The following is a 21,156-nucleotide window of genomic DNA, read 5'->3' as shown; positions in this document are numbered from 1 at the left end:
TCTGCAGCAGCCTTGGCGGCGGCATCCGCAGCGGCCTTGGCGGCCGCATCGGCGGCGGCCTTGGCGGCTGCTTCAGCCGCTGCCTGCGCAGCAGCGGCCGCAGCGGCGGCGCCATCATTAATGATCGGCACGGTGCCGCTGCCGAACGAACTGCCCTGAGTGCTGACCGAGCCATTGGGCGCCGACAACGTCACCGGCGCACCGCCGCTGTTGATTTGCGTCCCGCTCAGCGAAGCAATGCTGCCATTGGTGGCGACGGCAGAAATGCTGCCCCCCGACGGCACGGACAACGTGCCGCCGAGCGTGATGTTGGTGCCGGCGGTCAGTCCGATGCTGTGGGCGGAGTGCAGCTGCGAGCCGCCATTCAGCGTGATATCGGTGCTGGCCGCCAGTACGATATCGCTGCCGGTGACGCTGTCATTGATGGTCACCGGACTGTGCGCTGTGATCGATACCAGGCCGGTACCGCTGATCGCGCCGGCCGTATGAATGCCACCATGGTTGTCGATCACGATGTTGCCGGTGGTGCTCAGCGGCCCCAGCGTCAGCTCGCCGCTGGTGACGGTATTGGTCAGCGCGACATTGCCCTGCCCGCTCACGCTGGCACTAAACGCGCTGACATGGTTGTTGGCATTGGTGATGGCAATGTCGGCGCCCGTGGCGCTCGCGCTCAGGCTGTCCGCCACCAACTGACTGCCCGCAGCCTGGGTGATCGCGCCACCGCTAGCGGCGTCCAGCGTGATGCTGTGCGCACGCACATTGCCGACCGCGATGCCGCTGCCCGTGCCGCTGATGGTCACCGCGCCGGCGCTGTCGATCACCGCCCCGCCCTGTTCCAGCCCGGCCAGATTGATCTGGCTGCCGATGCCTACGCCGCTCAGCGCGCCGCTGACCAGCACCGCGTGCGCGGCCGTCAGCGAACCTCGCACCTCCAGCGTGCCGCCAGCGAGCTGCAGGCCGCCTCCCAGGTTCGAGGCCTGATCGATGGTGCCGGTCAGCGTCAGCTTGCCGCCGTTCAGCGCCAGCTGGCTGCCGGGCGCGGAGGTCAGCTTGACCAGCGTGGTGTTGCCGGCCGCCCCATCATAGGTGATGACGCCGCTGCCGCCCAGCGTCGCATTCAACACATTGGCGCCGTCCGGCGCGATGCCGTCCTGCCAGTTGCCGGCGCTGCTCCACAGGCCGCCGGTGCTGGCGGTCCAGGTCGCCATCCAGCGCGGCGTGATGTCGCCGCCGACGCCGGCGAGCACATAATTGCCGCCATCGGCGCCGCCCAAGCCTAGCGGCGTGCCGCCCACCGTGACCGTCTTGGCGATACCGACGTTCTTGTCGCTGTACGTCGCGGTGGCGCCGGCGCTGAGCAGCGCCACCTCGTCCGCGCCCAGCACCCCGTTCACCGTGGCGCCGGCAAAGCTGCCGCTGGTGGCGTTATTGTATTCATGGCTGGCCAGCGCCACCGTCAGCGACGCCGGCGTGATGCTGGCGCTGAGCCCGGCCGGCACAACCAGCTGGTAGTTGCCGGCATCCGCGCCAGTCGTCGACAGACTCACCGTGACGCCACGCACGCCGACATTCTTGCTGGCGAAGCTGGCGCTATCGACGTGCAGGCCCACCTGGTCGCTGCCGAACACGCCGGCCAGCGTGCCGCCGCTGACCGTGGCGTTGGTGGTGGCGTCATACACACGTCCGTTCGCCGTCATGCCGTTGACCGTCAGCGTGGCCTTGGTGATTTCGCCGGTCAGGTCGGACGGCGACACCAGCACATAGTTGCCGGCATCGCCGCCGGCCAGCGTGAAACCGCTGGTGCCAACCGTCACCAGCTTGGCGCTGCCGACGTTTTTGTTGTTGAACGTGGCGATGCCGCTGCCGCTGATGCTGACCTCGTCGCCAAGCACGCCCTGCACGGTCGGCGTGCCGCTCAGCGTGGCGGCGGTAGTGCCGTTGTAGCTGCGCGTGACCACCCCCAGGCCGCCGATGACCAGCGGCGCCTTGACGACGTTGCCGGCGCCAGTGACGCCGCTCAGCACATAATTGCCGAAGTCATTGCCCTTCAGGCCAACATCGACGCCGTGCAGCGGCTTGTTGCTGCCGACGTCCTTGCTGTCGAAGGCCAGCGCGCCGATCAGCGCCAGGTTGTCGCCGCTCACCACGTTGGTGAAGGATGTGTTGAACTGGCCGGTGCTCAAGCCGGCCGTGCCGTCGTAGACCTTGTCGGCGACCGGCGTCACCACCGCGCTGACGGCCCGCGGCTGGATCGTCAGCTGGGCGCCGGCGCCGGTGTAGCTGATATCGTAAATGGTCGACCACAGGCCGCCGACGCCGTAGGTGCCGGCGTTGACCGCACCGTCGAAACCCAGCGTGCCGTTGATGCCGCTTGCGAGCGCGCCCGTGGAGCCGGCGAACGCCGCCGACTGGCCGTCATACGTCTTGGTGACGCTGGCGCCGCCCGTCACGCTCACGGTGTACGGCGTCAGGAAGTTCTTCAACATCGGCAGGGTGTGGCCGTCATACAGGCGCCAGACATTGTCGAGATCCAGGTCATAGCTGCCCGACTGCTTCATCTGCGCCGCCGTGAGCGCCAAGGCTTGTGCCGGATCGTAGCCGGTGCCAGCCGTATCGAGGTTGAAATAACCGCGGCTCAGCGAACCGCCCAGCTTGCTGCCAACCAGGCCGCCGACCGCATCAAATCCCGGCGCAGACAGCACCCCGGTACTGTACACATCGCTGACGCTGCCGCCGCTCAGTTCACCGATCAGTCCGCCGAGGTTGCCGTGGCCGATGCCGTAATCGTCGAGGTTGCCGCCGACATCGCCGGTGGCGTACGCATTGCTGATGCTGCCGGCGCCGGTATTGCGGCCCACCAGCCCGCCCACATTGCGGCCGCCGCTGACGCTGCCGCTGGCATACGACAGGCTGATGCTGGCGCCATCGCGGTTGTCACCGACCAGGCCGCCGATGATCTCGCCGGTGCTGCCGACCGGACCGGTGGCGTAGGAGCGCAGCACCTCGCCGGTGTAGGCACCGCCCGCGCCGTTCGCGCCGACCAGCCCGCCCGCATAGCCCTGCCCCGTGGTGCGCACCTCGGCGGCGGACCAGGCGTCGTGCACTGCGTGGCTGTTGAAGCCGACCAGCCCGCCGATATTCGACGCGCCGCTGGAACCGCCCCGGCCGGTCACGGTGCCGGCACTGTGACTGCCCGCGATCAGTCCGCCGTTGCGCCCGGCCAAGCCGCCGGTATCGCCGACGCCGCTGACCTGGCCGCTGACGCCGACATTGCTGATATGGCCGCCGTCCGCCACCAGTCCGACCAGCCCGCCGACGCCGCTGTAACCGGTCACGCTGACGCCTTGCAGATTCAGGTTTTCGATGGTGCCGCTCGCCAGTTGCGAGAACAGGCCGACATAGGACTCGCCGGCGCGATCGATGGTGAGCCCGCTGATGGCGTGACCGGCGCCATCGAACACGCCGTTATAGCCCGCCGCGGCGATGGGCCTGAAGCCGCCGGTCCAGTGCAGCGTGCCGCTGGCGTCGATATCGTTGTTCAGCACATAGGCGTTGGCGTTGGCCAGCGTCGCCACGCCCTGCAGACCGAACACGTCCGCCAGCTGATAAGGCGACGCCGAACTGCCGCTGCCGCCCTGCACGCGCAGGAAAGTGCCGCCATTCAGCTGAAAATCCGTCGCGCTGAAGGACGGCAGCACACTGCTGTTCTGCGTCCAGTTGCCGCTTTGCAGCGCGAACTGGCCGCCCACCGCCACACTGCCCGTCGCCGTGATGCTGCCCGCCGTGCTCAGTGAAAAGTCACCGCCGGTAATCAGTGACGATTGCAGCGCGATATCGCGCTGCGCCGTCAGGCGCACGCTCTGCGCCGCGAGCGCGCCGTTGACCGTCAGGTCGCTGCCGCTGGCGGTGGCCGTGAGCGCGCCCGCGGCCGCACTGGCGCCCAGGTTCAGATTGGCCGCCGTCACGCGCACATCGCCGCCGTTCGAGACCAGTGACGCTGTCCCGAGTATGCTATTGCCATTGTTGTCCAGCGTGATGCTGCCGGCCGAAAGGGCACTCAGGTTGTTGACGGTCAGCGCGTCGATCGGACTGGTCGTCTGCACGATGGCGCCACCGGCGCTCATGCTCAGATTGCCGTTGCCTGCATTGATGCTGGCGCCGAGCGCGATATCGCCATCGGCCTGCAGCGTCAGACTGCGCGCGGAGGTCCACAGCAGAGGGCTCAGCACCTTGATATTGCCGGCACCGGTGCCGCTGGCGTTGCTGGTGCTGACCGTGACATTGGTGGTCGACAGCGCCGTCTGCAGCACGCTGCTCAGTAACAGCGAATCGTGCACCGCACCGGTCTCGAGGAAAGTGCCCAGATTGTCGGCCAGGCTGGCGCTGCCGATCATGCCGGCCGCGGTGGCGGTGGCGCTGTCCAGCGAAATGTAGACATCGCTGGGGTCCAGCAACAGCATGCCGTTGGCGCCTTTGGCCGAGCGCGTGTCGACCGTGCCCAGCATGTTCAGATAGTGACCGGACGTCTCGACCTGGCCGCCATTGCCGCCGCCCGCGCCGCCGCGCGCCGAGATGGCGCCGAACACCTGCGTGGCCTGGTCGCTCCACACCACCACCGTGCCGCCGTCGCCGCTCTGGATGGCGTCGGCGCGCAGCACCGCGTCCTTGCCCACATAGCTCTGCCGGGCGTTCATGACCGCCGCATTCTTGCCCTGATAATCGCCGCCGACCAGCACCGTGCCGCCGCCGGCCGCACCGCTGGCGTCCACCACCGCGTCGCCGGTCACGCCGACTTGTGTACCGAGCACACGGATATCGCCACCGGTGTTCAGATTGGCGCCAGTGGCCGTGGTGCTGCTGCCCGCCTCCACCAGCGTGGTGCCGCTGGCTTTCAGCACGATCTTGCCGTTCTCGCCGCGCACCGCGCTGTTGGCGTTAATCGTGCCGCGCTGGTTGACCAGGGCGCCGTACACGCCCACGCGTCCCCCCTGCGCCACGATCTGTCCCAGGTTCAAGGCCTGATCGGCGGGCGAGGACACCACCACCTGCACATTCGGATCGGCCGAATCGAATAGCTGTACGCTGTGGCCGGCCGCCAGCACCACGTCGCCATTTGGCGCCGAGAGGATGCCGCTGTTTTCCACCGCCGGTGCCACCAGGAAGATGCGGCCGCCGGCCGGCGTGGTGATGGCGCCCTGATTGCTGACCTTGCCCGCGCCGGCATCGCCGCTGAAGTTGTTTTTACCGGCCAGGAAATCCGCATTCGACAGGTTCAGGCTGGATGCCACCAGCCCGCCGACATCCACGCGCGCGCCGGCGCCGAACAGCACGCCATTCGGGTTGATCAGGAATACCTTGCCGTTCGATTGCAGCGAGCCGAGAATGACGCTGGGGTCTTGTCCGGTAATGCGGTTCAGCACCTTGCTGTCCGCGCTCTGCTGGATGAAGCGCGTGACCTCGTCCGCGCCGATGGAAAAGCCCTGCCAGTTGATGATGGTGTTGGGCGTGTTGGTGACGCTGTAAACCTTGCCTTGCTGGCTGAAGCTGGCCTGTCCCGCGACCACGCTGGGGTTGACCGGCGCGGCGTGGGCGCCGCCGTAGCAGGCGGCGACCAGCACGGCCATGGCTTTGCGGCGCAACTGATCAGGTGCTTTCATAACGACTTCCTCTAGCAGGGGCGGATAGGTATGTCGCCGTCCGTGCGGGCAGCGTGCCGGCGGATGAGTTTAGCCGTCAGGAAACTTTTGTTTTACAAATTCTAATCGGGGTTTGCCCAAAATGCCACGAAATTCCGCGACTGGCGGCCTCTTCTGTTGGAATTTTGCGGCAGTTGGACGGCCGTCAAATTTAACAATCTGGCATTACTTGGTCTCGAACGTGGTCACGCCATCCCACTGGTCGCCGGGCGGATGCGCGCGGTAATGGGCGATGCGCCCGACATACAGCTGGTACAGGCCGCGCTGCGGCGCCAGCGCCCGCAACTCAGCCAGCATGGCGTCGGCCTCATCCCAGCGCTGCGCGCGCACGGCGGCCAGCGCGGCATGCCAGCGCGCCACCTCGTCCAGGGTCGCCTGGTCGGTGTCGCGCGCCAGCGCCAGCGGCTCGAAGATCGCCACCGGCTCGTTCTTGCCCTTGACGCGCACCAGGTCCAGTTCGCGGTAAGTGAATTCCGGCGCCGCCGCGCGCGTCGCCTCGCCCACCGCGATGCCGACGCCGTACACCTTGGTGATCCCCTCCAGCCGCGAACCGAGGTTGACCGCGTCGCCCATCACCGTGTAGGCGCGGCGGATGTTGGAGCCCATGTCGCCGACGTGCATCAGGCCCGAGTTCAGGCCGATGCCGATCTTCAGCTCGGGCCAGCCGCGCGCCAGGAAGTCCTGATTCAGACGCTGCGCGGAAGCCTGCATCAGCAGCGAGGTGGCGACGCCGCGGCTGGCGTGGTCGCTGAACGCCACCGGCGCGCCCCAGAACGCCATGACCGCGTCGCCGATGTATTTGTCCAGCGTGCCCTGGTGCGCGCTGCGGATGTCTTCCGACATGGCGGTCAGATACAGGTTGATGTATTCGCGCAGCTGCTTGGGCGTCAGCCCTTCCGAAATGGTGGTGAAGCCGCGCACGTCGACGAACATCACGGTCAGCTCGCGGCTCTCGCCATCCATGTTGTACTGCTCGGGATTTTCGGCCATCTGCGCCACCAGCTCGGGCGCCACGTATTCGCCGAAGCGCGACACCAGGCCGCGGTTGCGCCGCACTTCGAAGAAGTAGCCCCAGGCGACGTTCAGCACGAACACGGCGGCGATCAGCACCAGCGTCATCGCCATCTTCAGCACCCAGTCCATGCCGGTGTAGCTCCAGTAATTGAAGCCGAACACCGCCGCCGCCAGCGCCGCCGCCAGCAGGATCGACGGCAGCGGCGACAGCACCGCCAGCGCCAGCGCCAGCACGCCGCCGGCCAGCACCACCTGCAAGCCTTCGATGCCGTCGGCATAATCGGGCCGCACCTTGAAGCTGTGGTCGAGGATGGACTTGATCATGTTGGCGTGCACCTCCACCCCGGGATAGGCACTGTTCACCGGCGTCGCCCGCAGGTCCAGCAGGCCCGGCGCGGTGGTGCCGATCAGGACGATGCGGTCGGCCAGCGCTTCCTTCTTCACGCGGCCGGCCAGCACGTCGGCCGCCGACACATACGGGAAGGCGCCGCCCGCCGGGCCGCCGGTGCCGCGGAATTCGATCAGGTTGGTGAGATTTTCGCCGACCTGGATCGGCATGCCCATCTTCTGCTGGCCGACGAACATCAGCAGCGTATCGAGCGCGCCGTTGGCGCGTTCGCGCGCCGACATGTCGGCCACGTTGGTGTCCCAGCGCGGCACGATGGCGCGCGCCTGCAGCGCCACCGCGGCCGTCGCCAGCGACAGCGTCGGATAATAGCCGTCGCCGATGCGCATCAACAGCGGCGTGTGGCGCAGGATGCCGTCCGGATCGGGCAAGGCGGTGAAGATGCCGCCGGTGGCGGCCGCCGACTGCAACCGCTCCAGGTTGCCCAGGTAGCCGCTGTAAGTCACCGCCGGCAGCTCGCGCCCGTTCAGGTCATCGACCTTGAAGAACGGCGCCGGCAGCTCGCCCTTGCGCTGGTCCTGGGCGACGTTATAGCCCAGCACCACTGGCTGATCTTCCAGCGCGGCGGCCAGCAGGCCGTCGTAATCGAGCTGCTGCTTCATCGCTTCCACGCGCGCGCGGAAGCCGCCGACGTCCTTCATCTCGTGGCTGGCCAGGCTGTCCAGCACATCGTAGCCGGAGGTGTTGTCGGCCTCGGAAAACACGATGTCGAAGCCGGCCGCCGCCACGCCGTAATGTCCGGTCAGCTGCGACACCAGCCTGGCCACCACCTTGCGGTTCCAGGGGAAGTGGCCGATTTCGGCGATGCTTTTCTCATCGATGTCGACGATCACGATGCGCGGGTCCAGCACCGGCTTCACCAACCGCATGCGCAGGTCGGCGAAGAAGGTGTCCATGCGCTCGATGGCATCGATGCGCACAGCGCCCGATACCTGCGCCAGCGCCAGCGCGGTCAACAACAAGCCGAGCGACCAGCGCGCGCCATACTTCCTGAACGGCCGGGTCCAATGCGATCGTATCAGGGGCACGCGCGCTCCTTAAGGTGTATAGCCGGGGATCTGCGATTCGTCGATCGCGTCGATCTGTTTTTCGTCCATGTTCTTGTGGGCGAATTCCAGGTAGATCTTGTTGCGGATGAAGATGTCGAACAGGTCGGGATCGATATGGCCGTTGAGCGCGAAGTTGCCCAGGATGCGCAGCGATTCGGACAGCTTCTTGCCCTTCTTGTACGGCCGGTCCTTGGCGGTCAGCGCCTCGAAGATGTCGGCGATCGCCATCACCCGCGCCTGCACCGACATCTGTTCCTTGGTCAGCCCGCGCGGATAACCCTTGCCATCCATGCGCTCGTGGTGGCCGCCGGCGTATTCCGGCACGTTCTTCAGGTGCTTGGGCCACGGCAGCGCCTCCAGCATCCTGATGGTCATCACGATATGGTTGTTGATTTCCTTGCGCTCGTCATCGGTCAGGGTGCCGAAGCGGATGGTCAGGTTGAGCAGCTCGTCGTCGCTGAAGAAATCGCGCTCGACGCCGTCCGGACCGGTCCAGCGGCGCCGGCCGATGGCGCGCACGCGCTCCTGGTCTTCCGGCTTCATGCCCTCGCCGCCGACGTTGGCCTGGCGGATGAAATCGCGCTCGGCGCGCAGCGTCTGCTGCAGCTGCGCCAGTTCGGCGTCGATGGCGGCGGCGTCGGCGCCCGGCTGCAGCTTGCGTTTCAGCGCGGCGATTTCGGCATCGCGCAGCAGCACTTCGAAGCGCGTGTCGACGGTGCCGATGCGGTCATAGATGGTTTCCAGCTTGGTGGCCTTGTCGACCACGTGCACCGGCGTGGTGATCTTGCCGCAATCGTGCAGCAGGCCGGCCAGCCACAACTCCTTGCGGTCGGCGTCGGTCATGCTGAAATCGGCCAGCGGGCCGGTGCTGGTGTTGTGCACCGCCTCGGCCAGCATCATGGTGAGCTCGGGCACGAACTGGCAGTGGCGGCCGGTGTACGGCGATTTTTCATCGATGCCGATGTTGATCAGGTTGACCAGCGATTCCAGCAGCTCCTCCAGCTGGGCGATCAGGCGCTGGTGGGTCAGCGCCACCGCCGCCTGCGCCGCCAGCGCCTCGATGAAGCGCTGGTCGGTCTGGGTGAAGGCGCGGATCTCGCCGGTGTCGCTGTCCTTGGAATTGATCAGCTGCAGCACGCCGACCAGTTCGCCCTCGTGGTCGCTCATCGGCACCGTCAGGAACGATTGCGAATGGTAGCCGCGCAGCTGATCGAACTTGACCATGCCGGAGAAGTTGAACACGTCGGCCTTGTACACATCCTCGATGTTGACCGACAGGCCGAAATGCGCGGCATAGGCCGCCACCGCCGACAGGTTGCGCTCGCCGTGCTCGTCGTACAGCGGCACCGGGCCGGCCGTGACCGGCGCGCCGCTTGAACCGCCCTGATGGGTGTTCAGCGTGTCGTTGATGAGGATCTGGAACTCCAGCTGCCGCTTGTCCTCGCTGGGGCGGTACAGCGTGCCGCCGTCGGCGTTGGTCATGCGCTTGGCCACGGTGAGGATGCGCTCCAGCAGCAAATCCTTGTCGTGGTCGCTGCCGAGCTGTACGCTGAGCTCGGTCAGCTGGTCCAGGCGCTCGGCAATCTGGGTTTGGTTCAACTCTTGCATGGTTGCAGTTTTAATACCTGTCGATGTGGCCCGCAGTTTGCGAGCGCGCAAGGGCAGAGTTTAACTGGAGCATAAGCTGTTGTACACCGAGAAATGTCGGGGTGCAGCAAAATTGCGTCGGGTTTGCCCTGCCGGAGAAAAAAAAGCTATCATCGGCTGTGAGCAATGCGGCAACAGAAGAAAAAAGAGCAAATACCAGGGATCAGCATGAAATTTAAATTTTGGGGCGTGCGTGGTTCCATCCCCTCCCCCGGTCCGCGTACGGCGCGTTACGGCGGCAACACCACCTGCATTGAAGTACGGACCGACGACGATACCCTGATCGTGCTGGACGGCGGCACCGGTATTTTCTCCCTGGCGCAGGCGCTGATCCAGAACAAGGCCCGGCCTATCCACGCCAACATTTTCATTTCCCACAGCCATTGGGATCACATCCACGGCCTGCCGTTCTTCACACCGCTGTTCATTCGGGACAGCCGGGTGCGCCTGCATGGCGTGACCGATCCCGACACCGGCAACGGTATCGAGCACGTGATGGGCGTGCAGTTGCAAAACAGCTACTTTCCCGTCAGCGAAACGCAGATGGACGCCACCATCGAATACCGCACGCTGGAAGTCAACCAGACCATCGTCGTCGGCGACGCCACGGTGCGCAACGTGATGATGAACCACCCGGTGATCAACCTGGGCTACCGCATCGAGTGCAACGGCCGCTCGCTGTTCTTCACCGGCGACCACGAGCCGCACTACAACATCTACCCGGCCGATCATCCCGAGCACGCGGCGTACGCCGAATGGATGGCCGAACGCAGCGCCGCCATCGATGAGGTGGTGCGCGGCGTCGATGCCCTGATTGTGGATTGTTCCTATACGCGCGAAGAGTATCCGGCCAAGCAGGGCTGGGGGCACGGCACCTTCGATTCCGCCTTTGCGCTGGCGCTGCGGACCGGCGCCAGGGCACTGTACTGCACCCACCACGAACCGACCCGCAGCGACGACGAGCTGGAAGCCGTGTTCGCGGACGTCATGGCCCGCCATGCGGCGGTGCTGGGCGATCTGAAGGTACTACTGGCCTACGAGGGCATGGAAGTGGAACTGGCCTAAGCGGCCGTTTCGAAAAAACCGCAGCTTCGTTGCAGCGCCGCGCCGAGCAAGCGGACACGCGCCGCACGGCGCGCCTTGTCGCCCAGCGCGGACAGCGCGCTACGGGCGCTTTGCACCAGATGCTGGCGCGGTTGGCTGCGCCGGTCCGCCAGCGCGCGCAGGCGCGCAATGGCGGCTTGCAGATTGAACGAACGGCCCTTGAGCAGGGCATCCACCAGCTGCGTCGCCATCTTCAGCGCCGGCGCCGCGGCGTTCTTCACACTGTACGGCAGCACCAGGCGGTAGCGGCGCTGCATATGCGGCACCACGCCGACGAAGCCGATCGAGACCTCATTGAAGGCGATGCGGCGCAGTTCCAGCGCCACCTGCTGCACCGTCTGCACCAGTTGCGGCACATCGTTGCAGCGCAGGCCCACCAGCGCGCGTTGGTCCTTCACGCCGGGCAGCAGCGCGTACAGACGGCGATCGAGCGCGCGCAGCGCCGCCGGCGGGGCGTCGTCCACTTCCACGATGCCGAGCAGGCAAGGCAAGGTGGAGTAGCGGTTATCGCAATCGAGAAAACGTTGGTCGATGATTTTCATATTCTGGCTTGGTTCTTGATACAGCCGGCATTGTGCTCTTCCGTTGACCTGCACGTAAGCAGCGCCGGGAGCATGCCCGTGTAGGACCAGGCCGACAGCTATCGTGCGCGGCCGCCGCCTGTGTTAGCGCAGGCTGGCGATGAAGGCGTCCACCGCATCGGTATAGGCGCCCGGCTGGCCGAGGTTTTGGTTGATCTGGCGGTGGGTCAGATTTTGCGGCAGCACCTGCACCCGCATGCCGAGCGCGCTGGCGCGGCCGGCATAGGCTTGCGCCTGCGGACAGGAATCGCTACGGCGCGTGGAACACACCGCCAGCAGCGGCGCGCCGCCGGCCTTGAGCTGGGCCAGCGGCGAGACACTGTTCCAGTAGACGACATCGCCGCCGAAAACACGATCGTAGAAAGGGAAGTGACGCTGCGCCATCAGCGCGCCGACGTCCATCGCCGCGCTGTCCAGCGCCACGGTGCCCAGCCACGGCGACGCGCCGCGCGCGGTTGCCAGCACCGGTGCGGAGGCCAGCAGCGCCACCAGATGCGCGCCGGCCGAATGCCCCATCAGCACGAATCCGGCGCGGTCGCCGCCCCATGCCGCGGCATTGGCCTGCGCCGCCGCCAGGGCGCCCGCCACATCCTCGGCCTGCGTCGCCACGCTGGCGGCGGGCAGCATGCGGTAATTGACGGAGACGACGATGACGCCGCGCGCGGTCCAGTGCAGTACCTTGTTCTGCACCACCTGCGCACTGGCCTTGTCGCCGCCGCGCCAGGCGCCGCCGTGCACCATGAAGATCACCCGCGCACGCTCGGCATGGGCGGGCGCATAGACATCGTAACGCTGGCGCGGATCGGCGCCGTATGACTGGTCGGCCAGCAGACGCACACCCGGTGGCAGCGCGAATTTCGCCGGCACATCGTCATCCATGTCCAACTGGCCGCCGGCGTGCGCCAGAACGGGCATCAGCATGACCAGTAAGGCGCGCTTGTTCATGTCAGCTCCTTCCCGAACCTCATGCGGTGATTATTGCACAGTGCAGATCACCAGTTCCGGATCGGCGTTGATGCGCACCGGGATACCGCTGCAACCGACGCCGCGGCTGACGATCAGCTCGCCGTTGTCCCGCAGCGGGAAACGTCCGTAGTGATAGGGGCGGCACAAGGGTCCGTGCGGCATGTGCAGCGGCGTGCCGTCGCGCAGTGCGATCTGGCCGCCGTGCGTGTGGCCGGCGAAGCCCAGGTCGAAGCGCTGGCCGTTCAGCATCAGCAGGCCGTCCGGCGCATGCATCAGCAGCACGCGCACGTCGGCGGCGCCGGCGAAGGTGGCCGCGCCATCGGGCTCGCCCGTCCAGGGATCGTCCATGCCGCACACCGACACCCGCGCGAACGGCGCCGGCAGCGCGTGTGCCTGGTTGACCAGCATGCGCACGCCGGCTTGCTCGAACAGGCGCGTGATCAGCACCTCATCGGTGGACAGGTCATGGTTGCCCAGCACGCCGAACTTGCCGAGCGGCGGATTGCAGGCCGCCAGGCCGGGACACAGCTGCCGCACGTGGCGTGCCGGCCCGGTCACGAAATCGCCGCCCAGCAGCAGCAAATCCGGCTGCTCGGCGGCGATGGCGGCGAACAGGTCGTCGAAAATCCGTTTATGGGTGGCGGGGCCGGCGTGCAGGTCGGAGGCAAAGGCGATCTTCAGCGGCTGCGACAGGCGGCGCTCCGGCGGCAACGCCAGCGTGTGGCGCGTGACACCTAGCCGTCCATGCAGGCCCAGATGATAAGTCAGCGCCGACACGTGGCCGCCCAGCAAGGCCACGTTCAGGATCGTTTCGAGGTAATGCTGGCGACGGGAATAACGCTTGTTACGCATGGCCTCAGAACACCATGAAGCGGCCACCCGGCGCCAGCCCGGCCGCCAGCAGCGACGCCGCGCCGCGCACGCCCGCCACGTCGTCGCGCAGGTCTTCCGGACGCATGCCCTGCCCCGCCAGCGCGTGCGGGCAGGCGTACAGCTGCGCGCCCAGCTCCAGCAGTTCGTCCAGCGCCGACCGCCAGTCCGCATCGGCGTGATCCCGGCGCAGCAACGCCACCGAGGCGCCGACCGCGTGCACTTCAACCGCCACGTCCATGGCGGCGGCCGTGACGGCATAGCGCAGCGCCGCCTGCGCCTCCGGCACCGTGGCGGCGCGTTCCAGCAGGATCACCAACCGGGCGTCCATGTCAGACACCGTGGCGCTCGCGCAGGATGCGTGCGGCCTGCGCCAGTACCGCCAGCTTGGCTTCCGCCACCGCGGCCGAGTTGAGCGGATTGTCGGCAAAGGTGGCGAAGCCGCAGTCCGGCGTCAGCAGCACGCGCCGGGCGCCGAACAGCTGGATCGCATGCTCGGCGTGGGCCACCACGTGGTCGACGGTTTCCACGTGCGCGTGCTTCTGGTTGCAGGCGCCGACGCCGATGCGGATGTCGTCCGGCAGCGAGGTCAGGATCTCCATCTCGCCCGCGCGCGGCGTGCACAGTTCCAGGAACAGGGTGCCGACCTTCATCTGGCCCAGCGTATCGACCAGCGGCTTGTAGTTGCCCGACAGCGCCTTGGATTCGTCGGCGGTCCAGTTGCCGCGGCACATATGCAGCGCGATGCGCTCGCGCGGGAAGCCGGCCACCACGGCGTTCACCAGGTCGCGCGCGAACGCCAGTTCCACCGCGCTGTCGCCCTTCTCCGACAAGGCGCCGCACATGAAGCTGCGCTGCGTGGCGGGACCGCTGAACACCACTTCCGACAGCACCGGCTCATCCAGCTGCACCAGCGCCGCGCCGGAGGCGAGCAGGCAGGCGATCTCCTCGCGCAGCACGCGCACGATATCGCGCGCCAGGTCTTCGCGGTTGTCGTAGGCGCGGTCGGAGATACATTCCATCCACATGGTGCGCGTCAGCAGGTATGGGCCGGGCAGCGCCACCTTGACCGGCGCCCGGGTCAGCGCGCGCGCATAATCCACCTCGTGCACGGCGATGCCGCGGCTGCGGCCCAGCGGACCGAAGACCGCCGGATGGCGCACATCGCCGGCCGGCACGTCCAGCGCGCGCAGTTCGCGTTCGAATTCCTCGGGATCGTCGACCAGCGGCAGCAGGTCGGTCAATGGAATCAGCTGGCAATTGTCGAGGCGCGAGGCGACGAAGCTGGAATAGCTGTCGCGGCGCTGCTCGCCGTCGCTGACCACGTCCGCGCCGGCGCGCAGCTGGGCGTTGATGGCCAGGCTGACCGCGTCGTCGGCGGTGGCGTGGAAAGCCGCTTCGTCGAGGCGCCCTTCCATGTGCTCGTGCACCGCCTGCAGCATCCAGCGTGGCCGCGGCCAGCTGCCGATACCCATCACCGACAGCGGCCGGATCGCCGCTGCGGGCGCCGGTGCCGGGAACACCGTCAGCGGCTTGACCGACACCAGCTCGATGCCGCCGCGCTGCGCCGGCTGCGGCGCGGACGGCGCGCGGCGCTCATTCAGCTGGCCCTTGCAGACCAGGAAGCTGCGCTGCCTGCCTTCCTTCAGAAAGGACACCAGCTCGTTGCCGGTCATGCGGCACCAGGCCGGCAGATCTTCGTCCACCGAGATCTCGGTGGAACGTATCTCCAGCAGGCCGCCGCGCTCGAGCGGATCGATGTGGCGGCGTATCAGCAGCAGCAGGCCGTTGCCGCAATCGAGATCGCCGCCGTCAAAGCTGACGTCGGGCTGCTGCGGGTAAATGAAGGGACTGGTCATGGAATTCTCCGTTTGTTTCAGGCGGCGAGACTGGCGCCGCCGTACAGTTGCTGCAGCGCCGATTCGGCGCAATCGGCCGCCGCCACATCGAACGCGATGCGGCCGGCGCGCAGGCCGACGATGCGGTCGGCATGACGGCGCGCCAGTTCCGGCTGGTGCAGGCTGCAGATCACCGCGATGCCACCTGCGCCATCATGACAGATGGACGACAGCAGCGCCATGATGCCGGCGCCGGTGTGCGGGTCGAGGCTGGCCACCGGCTCATCGGCGATGATCAGGTCGGGCTGCTGCGCCAGTGCGCGCGCGATCGCCACGCGCTGCTGCTGGCCGCCGGACAGCGCATCGGCGCGCTGGCCGGCGTGGTCGAGCAGGCCGACGCGGTCCAGGCATTCGAGCGCGAGGCGGATGTCGTCGCGGCTGAAGCGGCGCAGCCAGCCGCGCCAGGCCGGCACATAACCGAGGCGGCCGGCCAGCACGTTATCCAGTGCGCTCAGACGGTTGACCAGATTGAATTGCTGGAATACGACTGCGATGCGGCGGCGTTGGCGGCCGCGCAGGCGCGCCACGTCCTCGCCATGCAGCAGCGCGTTGCCGGCGTCCAGCGTCGCCAGGCCGGCCAGACAGCGGAACAAGGTGGTCTTGCCGGCGCCGCTGGAACCGAGCACCGCCAGCATCTCGCCGCGCGCGAGGCGGAAGCTGGCGTCGTCCAGCGCCACGCGGCCGGCGTAGCTCTTGCGCGCATGGTGCACTTCGAACAGCGGCGTCATACCAGCTTCTTTCTCAGCCAGCCGCTGATCTGGTCCAGCAGCGTCACCACGATCAGGATCAGCGCGATGATGGTAAACAGGCGCGAGAAGTCCAGCAGATCCATGCTGTTCTTCAGTTCCAGGCCGATGCCGCCGGCGCCGACCACGCCCAGCACGGTGGAGGCGCGCACGTTGAACTCCCACCAGAACAGGGTGGTGGACAGCAGCACCGGCAGCAGGTCCGGCAGCAACGCGTAGACGATGGCCGTCATGCGCGCGGCGCCGGTGCTGCGCACCGCCTCCAGCGGGCCGGTGCCGGCGTTTTCGATATGGTCGGCGAACAGCTTGGCGGCGCTGCCCCAGGTGTGCAGCGCGATGCCCAGCACGCCGGCGAACGGCCCCAGGCCGACGGCCGCCACGAACAGCAGCGCGAACACGAAGGAATCGATGCCGCGCAAGCCATTCAGCAGCCAGCGCGCCGGGTAATACAGTTGCGGGAACGGCGTGATATTGCGGCTGGCCAGCACCGCCATCGGCAGCGCCAGCAGCGCGGCGACGGTGGTACCGAGCAGCGCCATCGCCATCGTTTCGCCCATGCGTTCGGCGAACAGCGGCAATTCGGCCAGCGTCAGCGGCCAGGCTTGCGCCAGCCAGTGGCCCAGCTTGGGCAGACCTTGCGCCAGCTTGAACAAATCCACCTGGGCGTAGCGCCAGCACAGGCCATACACGGCGGCCAGCACGATGAGGATGGCCGCCAGACGCAGCCGGCGGGCGGGGCTGGCGCGCGCGGCCAGCTGGCGTTGCAGCGCGGCCTGCACTGCGTCCGCCGCGCTGCCCGCCGTCGACGGCGGCTTGCTCACATCAGGCCTTCTTCAGCTTGCCCAGCGCAAGGCCGGCTTTTTCGATCGAGGCATAGTCGGCGTGCGTGGCGGCGACGAAACCGGTGTAGTGGTTAGGCAGCAGCGTTTTGGCCTGCTCGACGGTGATCGAGGTCAGGATCTTCTGGATCTGCGCGATCAGCGCCGGTGCGGTGCCCTTGGGCACGGCGATGGCGTCGTTCGGCAGCGGGTCCGAGGTCCACAGGATCTTGTTGGCGTTCGGCTTGACCTTGCCCGATTCGATCATCGCATTGCGGTTGCGGTCGAAGTCGGTGGCCATGTCGGCCTGGCCCGCCTGCACCGCCATTTCATTGGCGCCGTGGGTCGCGCCCTCGCTGTATTTCCAGTAGGTCTTGGGATCGATCTTCCATACCTCCTTGGCATACCAGCTCGGGATCAGCCAGCCGGAGGTCGAGCCGACGTCGGCGAAGGAGATGCTCAGGCCCTTGGTATCGTCGGGGAACTTGTTCACCTTCAGGTCCGGCTTGCCGATGATGATCGCGTGGTAGATCGGCTTTTCGTCGTACTTGACGGTGGCCAGCGCGGTGCAACCGGTGCTGTTGTTGGCGATGATGTAACCCCATGGCCCCATCCACGCCAGGTCCAGCTGGCCCGAGCCCATGGCGACGGCCATGCCGGCCCAGTCGGTGGTGGCGTGCAGTTCATAATCGACGCCCAGCTCCTTGGCCAGATGGGCGAAGAAGGCGTTGTAGGCTTTCTTGGTGTCTTCCGCGGTCGGCAGCAGCGGGCCGACGCCGAAGCGCAGCTTGCGTTTGGTTTGCGCGAACACCGGTGCGGCGCTGCTCAGCGCCACGGCGGCCAGCGCGCCGGCCCTGATGAGTTGGCGGCGTTTGGGTGCGGTCATGTTATTCCTTATCGATTAGTAGCTGACGCTCGGGCATTCGCTGGTGGTCATGAACTCGACCAGCTTGGCACCGCCGACCACGGCCGCGCCGGGGACCAGCGCGTTTTCATCGAGCGCACGCTTCTTGAAGCATGGCGAGCAGACGAACATGCGGCCGCCGGCGGCGGCGAAGTTGGTCATCAGCTCTTTCAGCGGCGCGAAGCCTTCTTCGTGGACCGCATCGGCCACGCCCAGTTGCGACAGGCGTACGGCTTCGGTGGACAGGAACACCACCACTTCCTTATCGGAGGCGACAGCGGCGTTGGCCACCACGAAGGCGACGGTGGCCTTGTCGGTGTTATCGAGACCGCTGGTGAGGTTGACGAGAAATTTTCCGGACATGATATCTCCTAGGGTGGGACGGTCGAAAAGTCAGGACTTGGCGCGAATCCAGTAGGCCTTGGCGTCGAGATCCTGGGCGATGAGCTGATGGCCGGTCATGCCGCACCAGGCCGGCAAGTCCGAAGGCGCGCCGGGATCGAGCGCGATCACCTTGAACACCTGCCCCGGCGCGGCACGCACGCGGCGGCGCAATTCCAGCACCAGCTCGCCGCAAGCGAGATCGCCGGCATCCCATTCCTGGTCGTGAGCGGGCGGTGTGCTGTACAGGTCGGCCATGTGCAAAAACTCAATATTAATATTTGATTAGTCTACGGCATGGCGCGGCAGCGTAGCAATAGCCCATCGGGGTCAGAGCCGACTCTTCAGGCATCCGCCAGCAGGTGCGGCTGCAGGGCGCGGATGCGTAGCTCGGTGAAGTAGCCGCCGCCCTCGGTGTAGCGCAGGTAGTGGCGGCCGCATTTTACGCAGCGCAGCAGCTGGCTGCGGTTGGCGGGATAGTAGCGCGGCGCGATCGGGGCGTCGTCGCTGTCGAGGCGGGTGGCGCCGGGATGGTATTCCTTGAAGGTCGGCTCGTCGAACGGGTCTTCCACCAGCGTGCCGACTTCTTCAAACTGCTCCAGCTCCAGTTCCAGCGCCAGCGGCATGGGCTGCCAGGCCAGCATGCGCGCATCGGCGCAGCTGCATGGTTTGCTAGTCGCCGCTGATTGCTCGGCCAATTGCCGCAGGCTCGCGAAATCGATCGCCATCATTTACTCCCTCAAGATGAGTGCCGATTTTAACGCAGCCCGACAATTATGGTTTGCCGTGGTCGACCAGGTAGCCTATCGGCCGCTTTTCAGACACGGGCGGCGCGGCGGTCAGCAAGCGGATGGCTTCAATTACCTGCGCCAGCTGCCGGGCGAATGATTCGTGCCTGGCCGACAGATTGGCGGTGGTCGCCTCCAGCTCGGCCAGCTTTTGCGCCAGCTCCTGGTGGCTTGCCAACAGTCCGCGCAGTTGCACAAAGGCGCGAACCACATAAACCGAAACTTCTGCCGCTCTGGGGGATTTCAATACCGTAGCCACCATGATTGCACCATGCTCCGTAAATGCCAGCGGAACATATCGGCGTCCGCCGCGGTTTGAGGTCGCAAAATGCGACCTCAAACTAGCGAGCTCTTCGGCATGGGAAGCGCTCGCGATTGCGGCGCACCTGTTCGTTAAGCCGTTTAGTTTCCACCCCGTACAAAACAGCCAAATCAGAATCCAGCAAAACCTTTTGGCCACGCAATATCAAAATGCGCTGCGCGATCGATTCCCACGGCATGTCGGCGTTATCCATGATCTCCTCCTGGAAGACCCATCAAACACCGGTGCCCGGGCCGCCGGTTTGCGGCATATCAAGCCCAATAAAAAAGGGCGACGGGGCGCCCTTGCTTTACATGATGTGGTGTCCGACCCACCACGCCAGCGCGGCCACGAAGGCCGAGGCGGGGATGGTGAAGATCCAGGCCCAGACGATGTTGCCGGCCACGCCCCAGCGCACCGCCGACATCTTCTGCGCCGAGCCGACGCCGACGATCGCGCCGGTGATGGTGTGGGTGGTCGATACCGGCACGCCGAAGTGCGAGGCGATCAGCAGGGTCAGCGCGCCGCCGCTCTCGGCGCAGAAGCCGCCCACCGGCTTCAGCTTGGTGATCTTCTGGCCCATGGTCTTGACGATGCGCCAGCCGCCGAACAGGGTGCCGAACGAGATCGCGCCATAGCAGGCCACGATGACCCACAGCGGCGGCTCGGCGCCGTCCGCCGGCACCTGGCCAACCGCGATCAGCAGCATCCAGATGATGCCGATGGTCTTCTGCGCGTCGTTGCCGCCGTGCCCCAGGCTGTACGACGCGGCCGACAGCAACTGCAGGCGGCGGAACCATTTGTCCACGCGGCGCGGGGTCGAGCGCACGAAGATCCACGACACGATCAGCATGATGATGGAGCCGAACACGAAGCCCATCAGTGGCGACAGCACGATCCACTGCACGGTCTTCCACAGGCCGCCGCCGACCAGCGCGCTGGTACCCGACTTGGCCACCGCCGCGCCCACCAGGCCGCCGATCAGCGCGTGCGAGGACGAGGACGGAATGCCGTAATACCAGGTGAACAGGTTCCACACGATGGCCCCGCTCAGCGCGCCGAAGATCACGTACTGGTCGACGATGCCGGGATCGATGGTGCCCTTGCCCACCGTGCCAGCCACGTGCAGGCCGACCACGAAGATGGCGACGAAATTGAACAGCGCCGCCATCGCCACCGCCGTCTGCGGTTTCAGCACGCCGGTCGAGACCACGGTCGCGATCGCGTTGGCGGCGTCGTGGAAGCCGTTCATGAAGTCAAATATCAACGCCAGGAAAATCAACAGCCCCAGGACGTAGATACTGATTTGTAAGGTATGCATGTTCTGTACCGCTCTCGATTACGCGTTTTCGACGATGATGCCTTCGATGATGTTGGCCACATCCTCGCAACGGTCGGTGACGGTTTCCAGAATTTCGTAGATCGCCTTCATCTTGATCAGGTTGCGCACGTCCGGCTCGTCGCGGAACAGTTTGGACATGGCGGCGCGCATCACGTGGTCGGCGTCCGACTCCAGGCGGTCGATCTCTTCGCAGATGCTGACGATCTGGCGCGCGTTGTCCATGTTGTGCAGCAGCGCCACCGCTTCCTTGACCTTCTCGGCGCAGGCCAGCACCAGCTCGGCCAGGCGCTTGGCCTCCGGCGTGACCGAATGCAGGTCGTACAGCGACACGGTCTGCGCGGCGTCTTCCAGCAGGTCGAGGATGTCGTCCTGGCGGGTGATCAGCTTGTGGATGTCGTCGCGGTCGATCGGCGTGATGAAAGTCTTGTGCAGCAGGTCCACCGTGGCGTAGGTGATCTTGTCGGCCTGCTTCTCGATGCTCTCGATGGCGTGGGTGCGGTTCTCCAGGTCGTCGAAATTGGACATCAGGCCCACCATTTCTTTCGCGCCTTTGACGCACAGCTCCGCGTGCTGATTGAACAGGTCAAAGAATTTGCCCTCGGTGGGCATCAAGCGTCCAAACATTTTTTTTCTCCGTTGATTTAC

At 66.3% G+C, this 21,156-nt stretch carries 19 protein-coding genes; 1 reads left to right on the top strand and 18 read right to left on the bottom strand.

The features are described from left to right. The 3 genes from E4L98_RS18790 to E4L98_RS18780 form a co-directional block, all read right to left on the bottom strand. A partial coding sequence (locus tag E4L98_RS18790; protein WP_135203075.1) for a YDG domain-containing protein occupies positions 1-5,657 on the bottom strand: 5,657 nt, incomplete at its 3' end. Between the two features lie 204 nt (positions 5,658-5,861). After that, positions 5,862-8,144 carry a CHASE2 domain-containing protein gene (locus tag E4L98_RS18785; protein WP_135203074.1) on the bottom strand — a complete coding sequence of 761 codons (2,283 nt, stop codon included), beginning with the start codon at positions 8,142-8,144 and terminating at the stop codon, positions 5,862-5,864. Positions 8,145-8,153: 9 nt separating this feature from the next. Next, a complete protein-coding gene (locus tag E4L98_RS18780) occupies positions 8,154-9,773 on the bottom strand; it encodes an HD family phosphohydrolase (protein WP_135203073.1) in 1,620 nt (539 codons plus the stop codon). A 207-nt stretch (positions 9,774-9,980) separates the two neighbouring features. Here E4L98_RS18780 and E4L98_RS18775 point away from each other — a divergent pair, with 207 nt between their 5' ends. Further along, on the top strand, positions 9,981-10,877 hold the full coding sequence (locus E4L98_RS18775; RefSeq protein WP_135203072.1) for an MBL fold metallo-hydrolase: 897 nt from the start codon (positions 9,981-9,983) through the stop codon (positions 10,875-10,877). Here E4L98_RS18775 and E4L98_RS18770 read toward each other — a convergent pair. From E4L98_RS18770 to E4L98_RS18705, 15 genes are all read right to left on the bottom strand, one after another. Continuing rightward, entirely contained in the window at positions 10,874-11,458 is a 585-nt protein-coding gene (locus tag E4L98_RS18770) for a hypothetical protein (RefSeq protein ID WP_205746774.1), read from the bottom strand. The genes E4L98_RS18775 and E4L98_RS18770 overlap by 4 nt on opposite strands. Positions 11,459-11,581: 123 nt before the next feature. Then, positions 11,582-12,442, bottom strand: a complete 861-nt coding sequence (locus E4L98_RS18765; RefSeq protein ID WP_135203071.1) for an alpha/beta hydrolase — start codon at positions 12,440-12,442, stop codon at positions 11,582-11,584. 30 nt (positions 12,443-12,472) lie between these two features. Then, positions 12,473-13,315, bottom strand: a complete 843-nt coding sequence (locus E4L98_RS18760) for a metallophosphoesterase (RefSeq protein WP_135203070.1) — start codon at positions 13,313-13,315, stop codon at positions 12,473-12,475. A 4-nt stretch (positions 13,316-13,319) separates the two neighbouring features. Continuing rightward, a complete protein-coding gene (locus E4L98_RS18755; protein ID WP_135203069.1) occupies positions 13,320-13,664 on the bottom strand; it encodes a DsrE family protein in 345 nt (114 codons plus the stop codon). 1 nt (position 13,665) lies between these two features. After that, the gene (locus E4L98_RS18750) at positions 13,666-15,192 is read right to left on the bottom strand and encodes a 5-methyltetrahydropteroyltriglutamate--homocysteine methyltransferase (protein ID WP_135203068.1); all 1,527 of its coding nucleotides are present in this window, start codon (positions 15,190-15,192) and stop codon (positions 13,666-13,668) included. 17 nt (positions 15,193-15,209) lie between these two features. Continuing rightward, a complete protein-coding gene (phnC, locus tag E4L98_RS18745) occupies positions 15,210-15,959 on the bottom strand; it encodes a phosphonate ABC transporter ATP-binding protein (protein WP_135203067.1) in 750 nt (249 codons plus the stop codon). After that, a complete protein-coding gene (gene phnE / locus E4L98_RS18740; protein ID WP_205746773.1) occupies positions 15,956-16,798 on the bottom strand; it encodes a phosphonate ABC transporter, permease protein PhnE in 843 nt (280 codons plus the stop codon). Before phnE ends, phnC begins: the two co-directional genes overlap by 4 nt. A gap of 1 nt (position 16,799) precedes the next feature. Next, a complete protein-coding gene (locus tag E4L98_RS18735) occupies positions 16,800-17,681 on the bottom strand; it encodes a phosphate/phosphite/phosphonate ABC transporter substrate-binding protein (protein WP_135203066.1) in 882 nt (293 codons plus the stop codon). 15 nt (positions 17,682-17,696) lie between these two features. Beyond that, positions 17,697-18,062, bottom strand: coding sequence for a DsrE family protein (locus tag E4L98_RS18730; protein WP_135203065.1), 366 nt, complete (start codon positions 18,060-18,062; stop codon positions 17,697-17,699). Between the two features lie 30 nt (positions 18,063-18,092). Further along, positions 18,093-18,338 (bottom strand): sulfurtransferase TusA family protein, encoded by a 246-nt coding sequence (locus E4L98_RS18725; RefSeq protein ID WP_135203078.1) that lies wholly within the window; start codon positions 18,336-18,338, stop codon positions 18,093-18,095. 86 nt (positions 18,339-18,424) lie between these two features. Further along, the gene (locus E4L98_RS18720; RefSeq protein ID WP_135203064.1) at positions 18,425-18,811 is read right to left on the bottom strand and encodes a hypothetical protein; all 387 of its coding nucleotides are present in this window, start codon (positions 18,809-18,811) and stop codon (positions 18,425-18,427) included. 43 nt (positions 18,812-18,854) lie between these two features. After that, positions 18,855-19,130, bottom strand: coding sequence for a hypothetical protein (locus E4L98_RS30790; protein ID WP_229257453.1), 276 nt, complete (start codon positions 19,128-19,130; stop codon positions 18,855-18,857). A 79-nt stretch (positions 19,131-19,209) separates the two neighbouring features. Next, positions 19,210-19,383, bottom strand: coding sequence for an ORF6N domain-containing protein (locus tag E4L98_RS30785; protein ID WP_229257452.1), 174 nt, complete (start codon positions 19,381-19,383; stop codon positions 19,210-19,212). A 96-nt stretch (positions 19,384-19,479) separates the two neighbouring features. Continuing rightward, on the bottom strand, positions 19,480-20,490 hold the full coding sequence (locus E4L98_RS18710; RefSeq protein ID WP_135203063.1) for an inorganic phosphate transporter: 1,011 nt from the start codon (positions 20,488-20,490) through the stop codon (positions 19,480-19,482). Positions 20,491-20,508: 18 nt separating this feature from the next. Further along, complete coding sequence (locus E4L98_RS18705; protein ID WP_135203062.1) at positions 20,509-21,135, bottom strand: DUF47 domain-containing protein; 627 nt, start codon at positions 21,133-21,135, stop codon at positions 20,509-20,511. Positions 21,136-21,156 lie beyond the last annotated feature (21 nt).

Origin of the sequence: Duganella callida (assembly GCF_004614165.1) — a bacterium.
GTDB classification, from domain to species: Bacteria; Pseudomonadota; Gammaproteobacteria; order Burkholderiales; family Burkholderiaceae_D; genus Rugamonas; species Rugamonas callida.
Note: the sequence above shows the minus strand (reverse complement) of the source record. Positions and strands in the feature narration are given on the sequence as shown.

Bases quoted from the DNA above. Each gene is read 5' to 3' on its own strand.
- E4L98_RS18780 (WP_135203073.1), bottom strand. From the start codon at position 9,773: ATGCAAGAGTTGAACCAAACCCAGATTGCCGAGCGCCTGGACCAGCTG.
- E4L98_RS18775 (WP_135203072.1), top strand. From the start codon at position 9,981: ATGAAATTTAAATTTTGGGGCGTGCGTGGTTCCATCCCCTCCCCCGGT.
- E4L98_RS18770 (WP_205746774.1), bottom strand. From the start codon at position 11,458: ATGAAAATCATCGACCAACGTTTTCTCGATTGCGATAACCGCTACTCC.
- E4L98_RS18765 (WP_135203071.1), bottom strand. From the start codon at position 12,442: ATGAACAAGCGCGCCTTACTGGTCATGCTGATGCCCGTTCTGGCGCAC.
- E4L98_RS18760 (WP_135203070.1), bottom strand. From the start codon at position 13,315: ATGCGTAACAAGCGTTATTCCCGTCGCCAGCATTACCTCGAAACGATC.
- E4L98_RS18755 (WP_135203069.1), bottom strand. From the start codon at position 13,664: ATGGACGCCCGGTTGGTGATCCTGCTGGAACGCGCCGCCACGGTGCCG.
- E4L98_RS18750 (WP_135203068.1), bottom strand. From the start codon at position 15,192: ATGACCAGTCCCTTCATTTACCCGCAGCAGCCCGACGTCAGCTTTGAC.
- phnC (WP_135203067.1), bottom strand. From the start codon at position 15,959: ATGACGCCGCTGTTCGAAGTGCACCATGCGCGCAAGAGCTACGCCGGC.
- E4L98_RS18735 (WP_135203066.1), bottom strand. From the start codon at position 17,681: ATGACCGCACCCAAACGCCGCCAACTCATCAGGGCCGGCGCGCTGGCC.
- E4L98_RS18730 (WP_135203065.1), bottom strand. From the start codon at position 18,062: ATGTCCGGAAAATTTCTCGTCAACCTCACCAGCGGTCTCGATAACACC.
- E4L98_RS18725 (WP_135203078.1), bottom strand. From the start codon at position 18,338: ATGGCCGACCTGTACAGCACACCGCCCGCTCACGACCAGGAATGGGAT.
- E4L98_RS18720 (WP_135203064.1), bottom strand. From the start codon at position 18,811: ATGATGGCGATCGATTTCGCGAGCCTGCGGCAATTGGCCGAGCAATCA.
- E4L98_RS30790 (WP_229257453.1), bottom strand. From the start codon at position 19,130: ATGGTGGCTACGGTATTGAAATCCCCCAGAGCGGCAGAAGTTTCGGTT.
- E4L98_RS30785 (WP_229257452.1), bottom strand. From the start codon at position 19,383: ATGGATAACGCCGACATGCCGTGGGAATCGATCGCGCAGCGCATTTTG.
- E4L98_RS18710 (WP_135203063.1), bottom strand. From the start codon at position 20,490: ATGCATACCTTACAAATCAGTATCTACGTCCTGGGGCTGTTGATTTTC.
- E4L98_RS18705 (WP_135203062.1), bottom strand. From the start codon at position 21,135: ATGTTTGGACGCTTGATGCCCACCGAGGGCAAATTCTTTGACCTGTTC.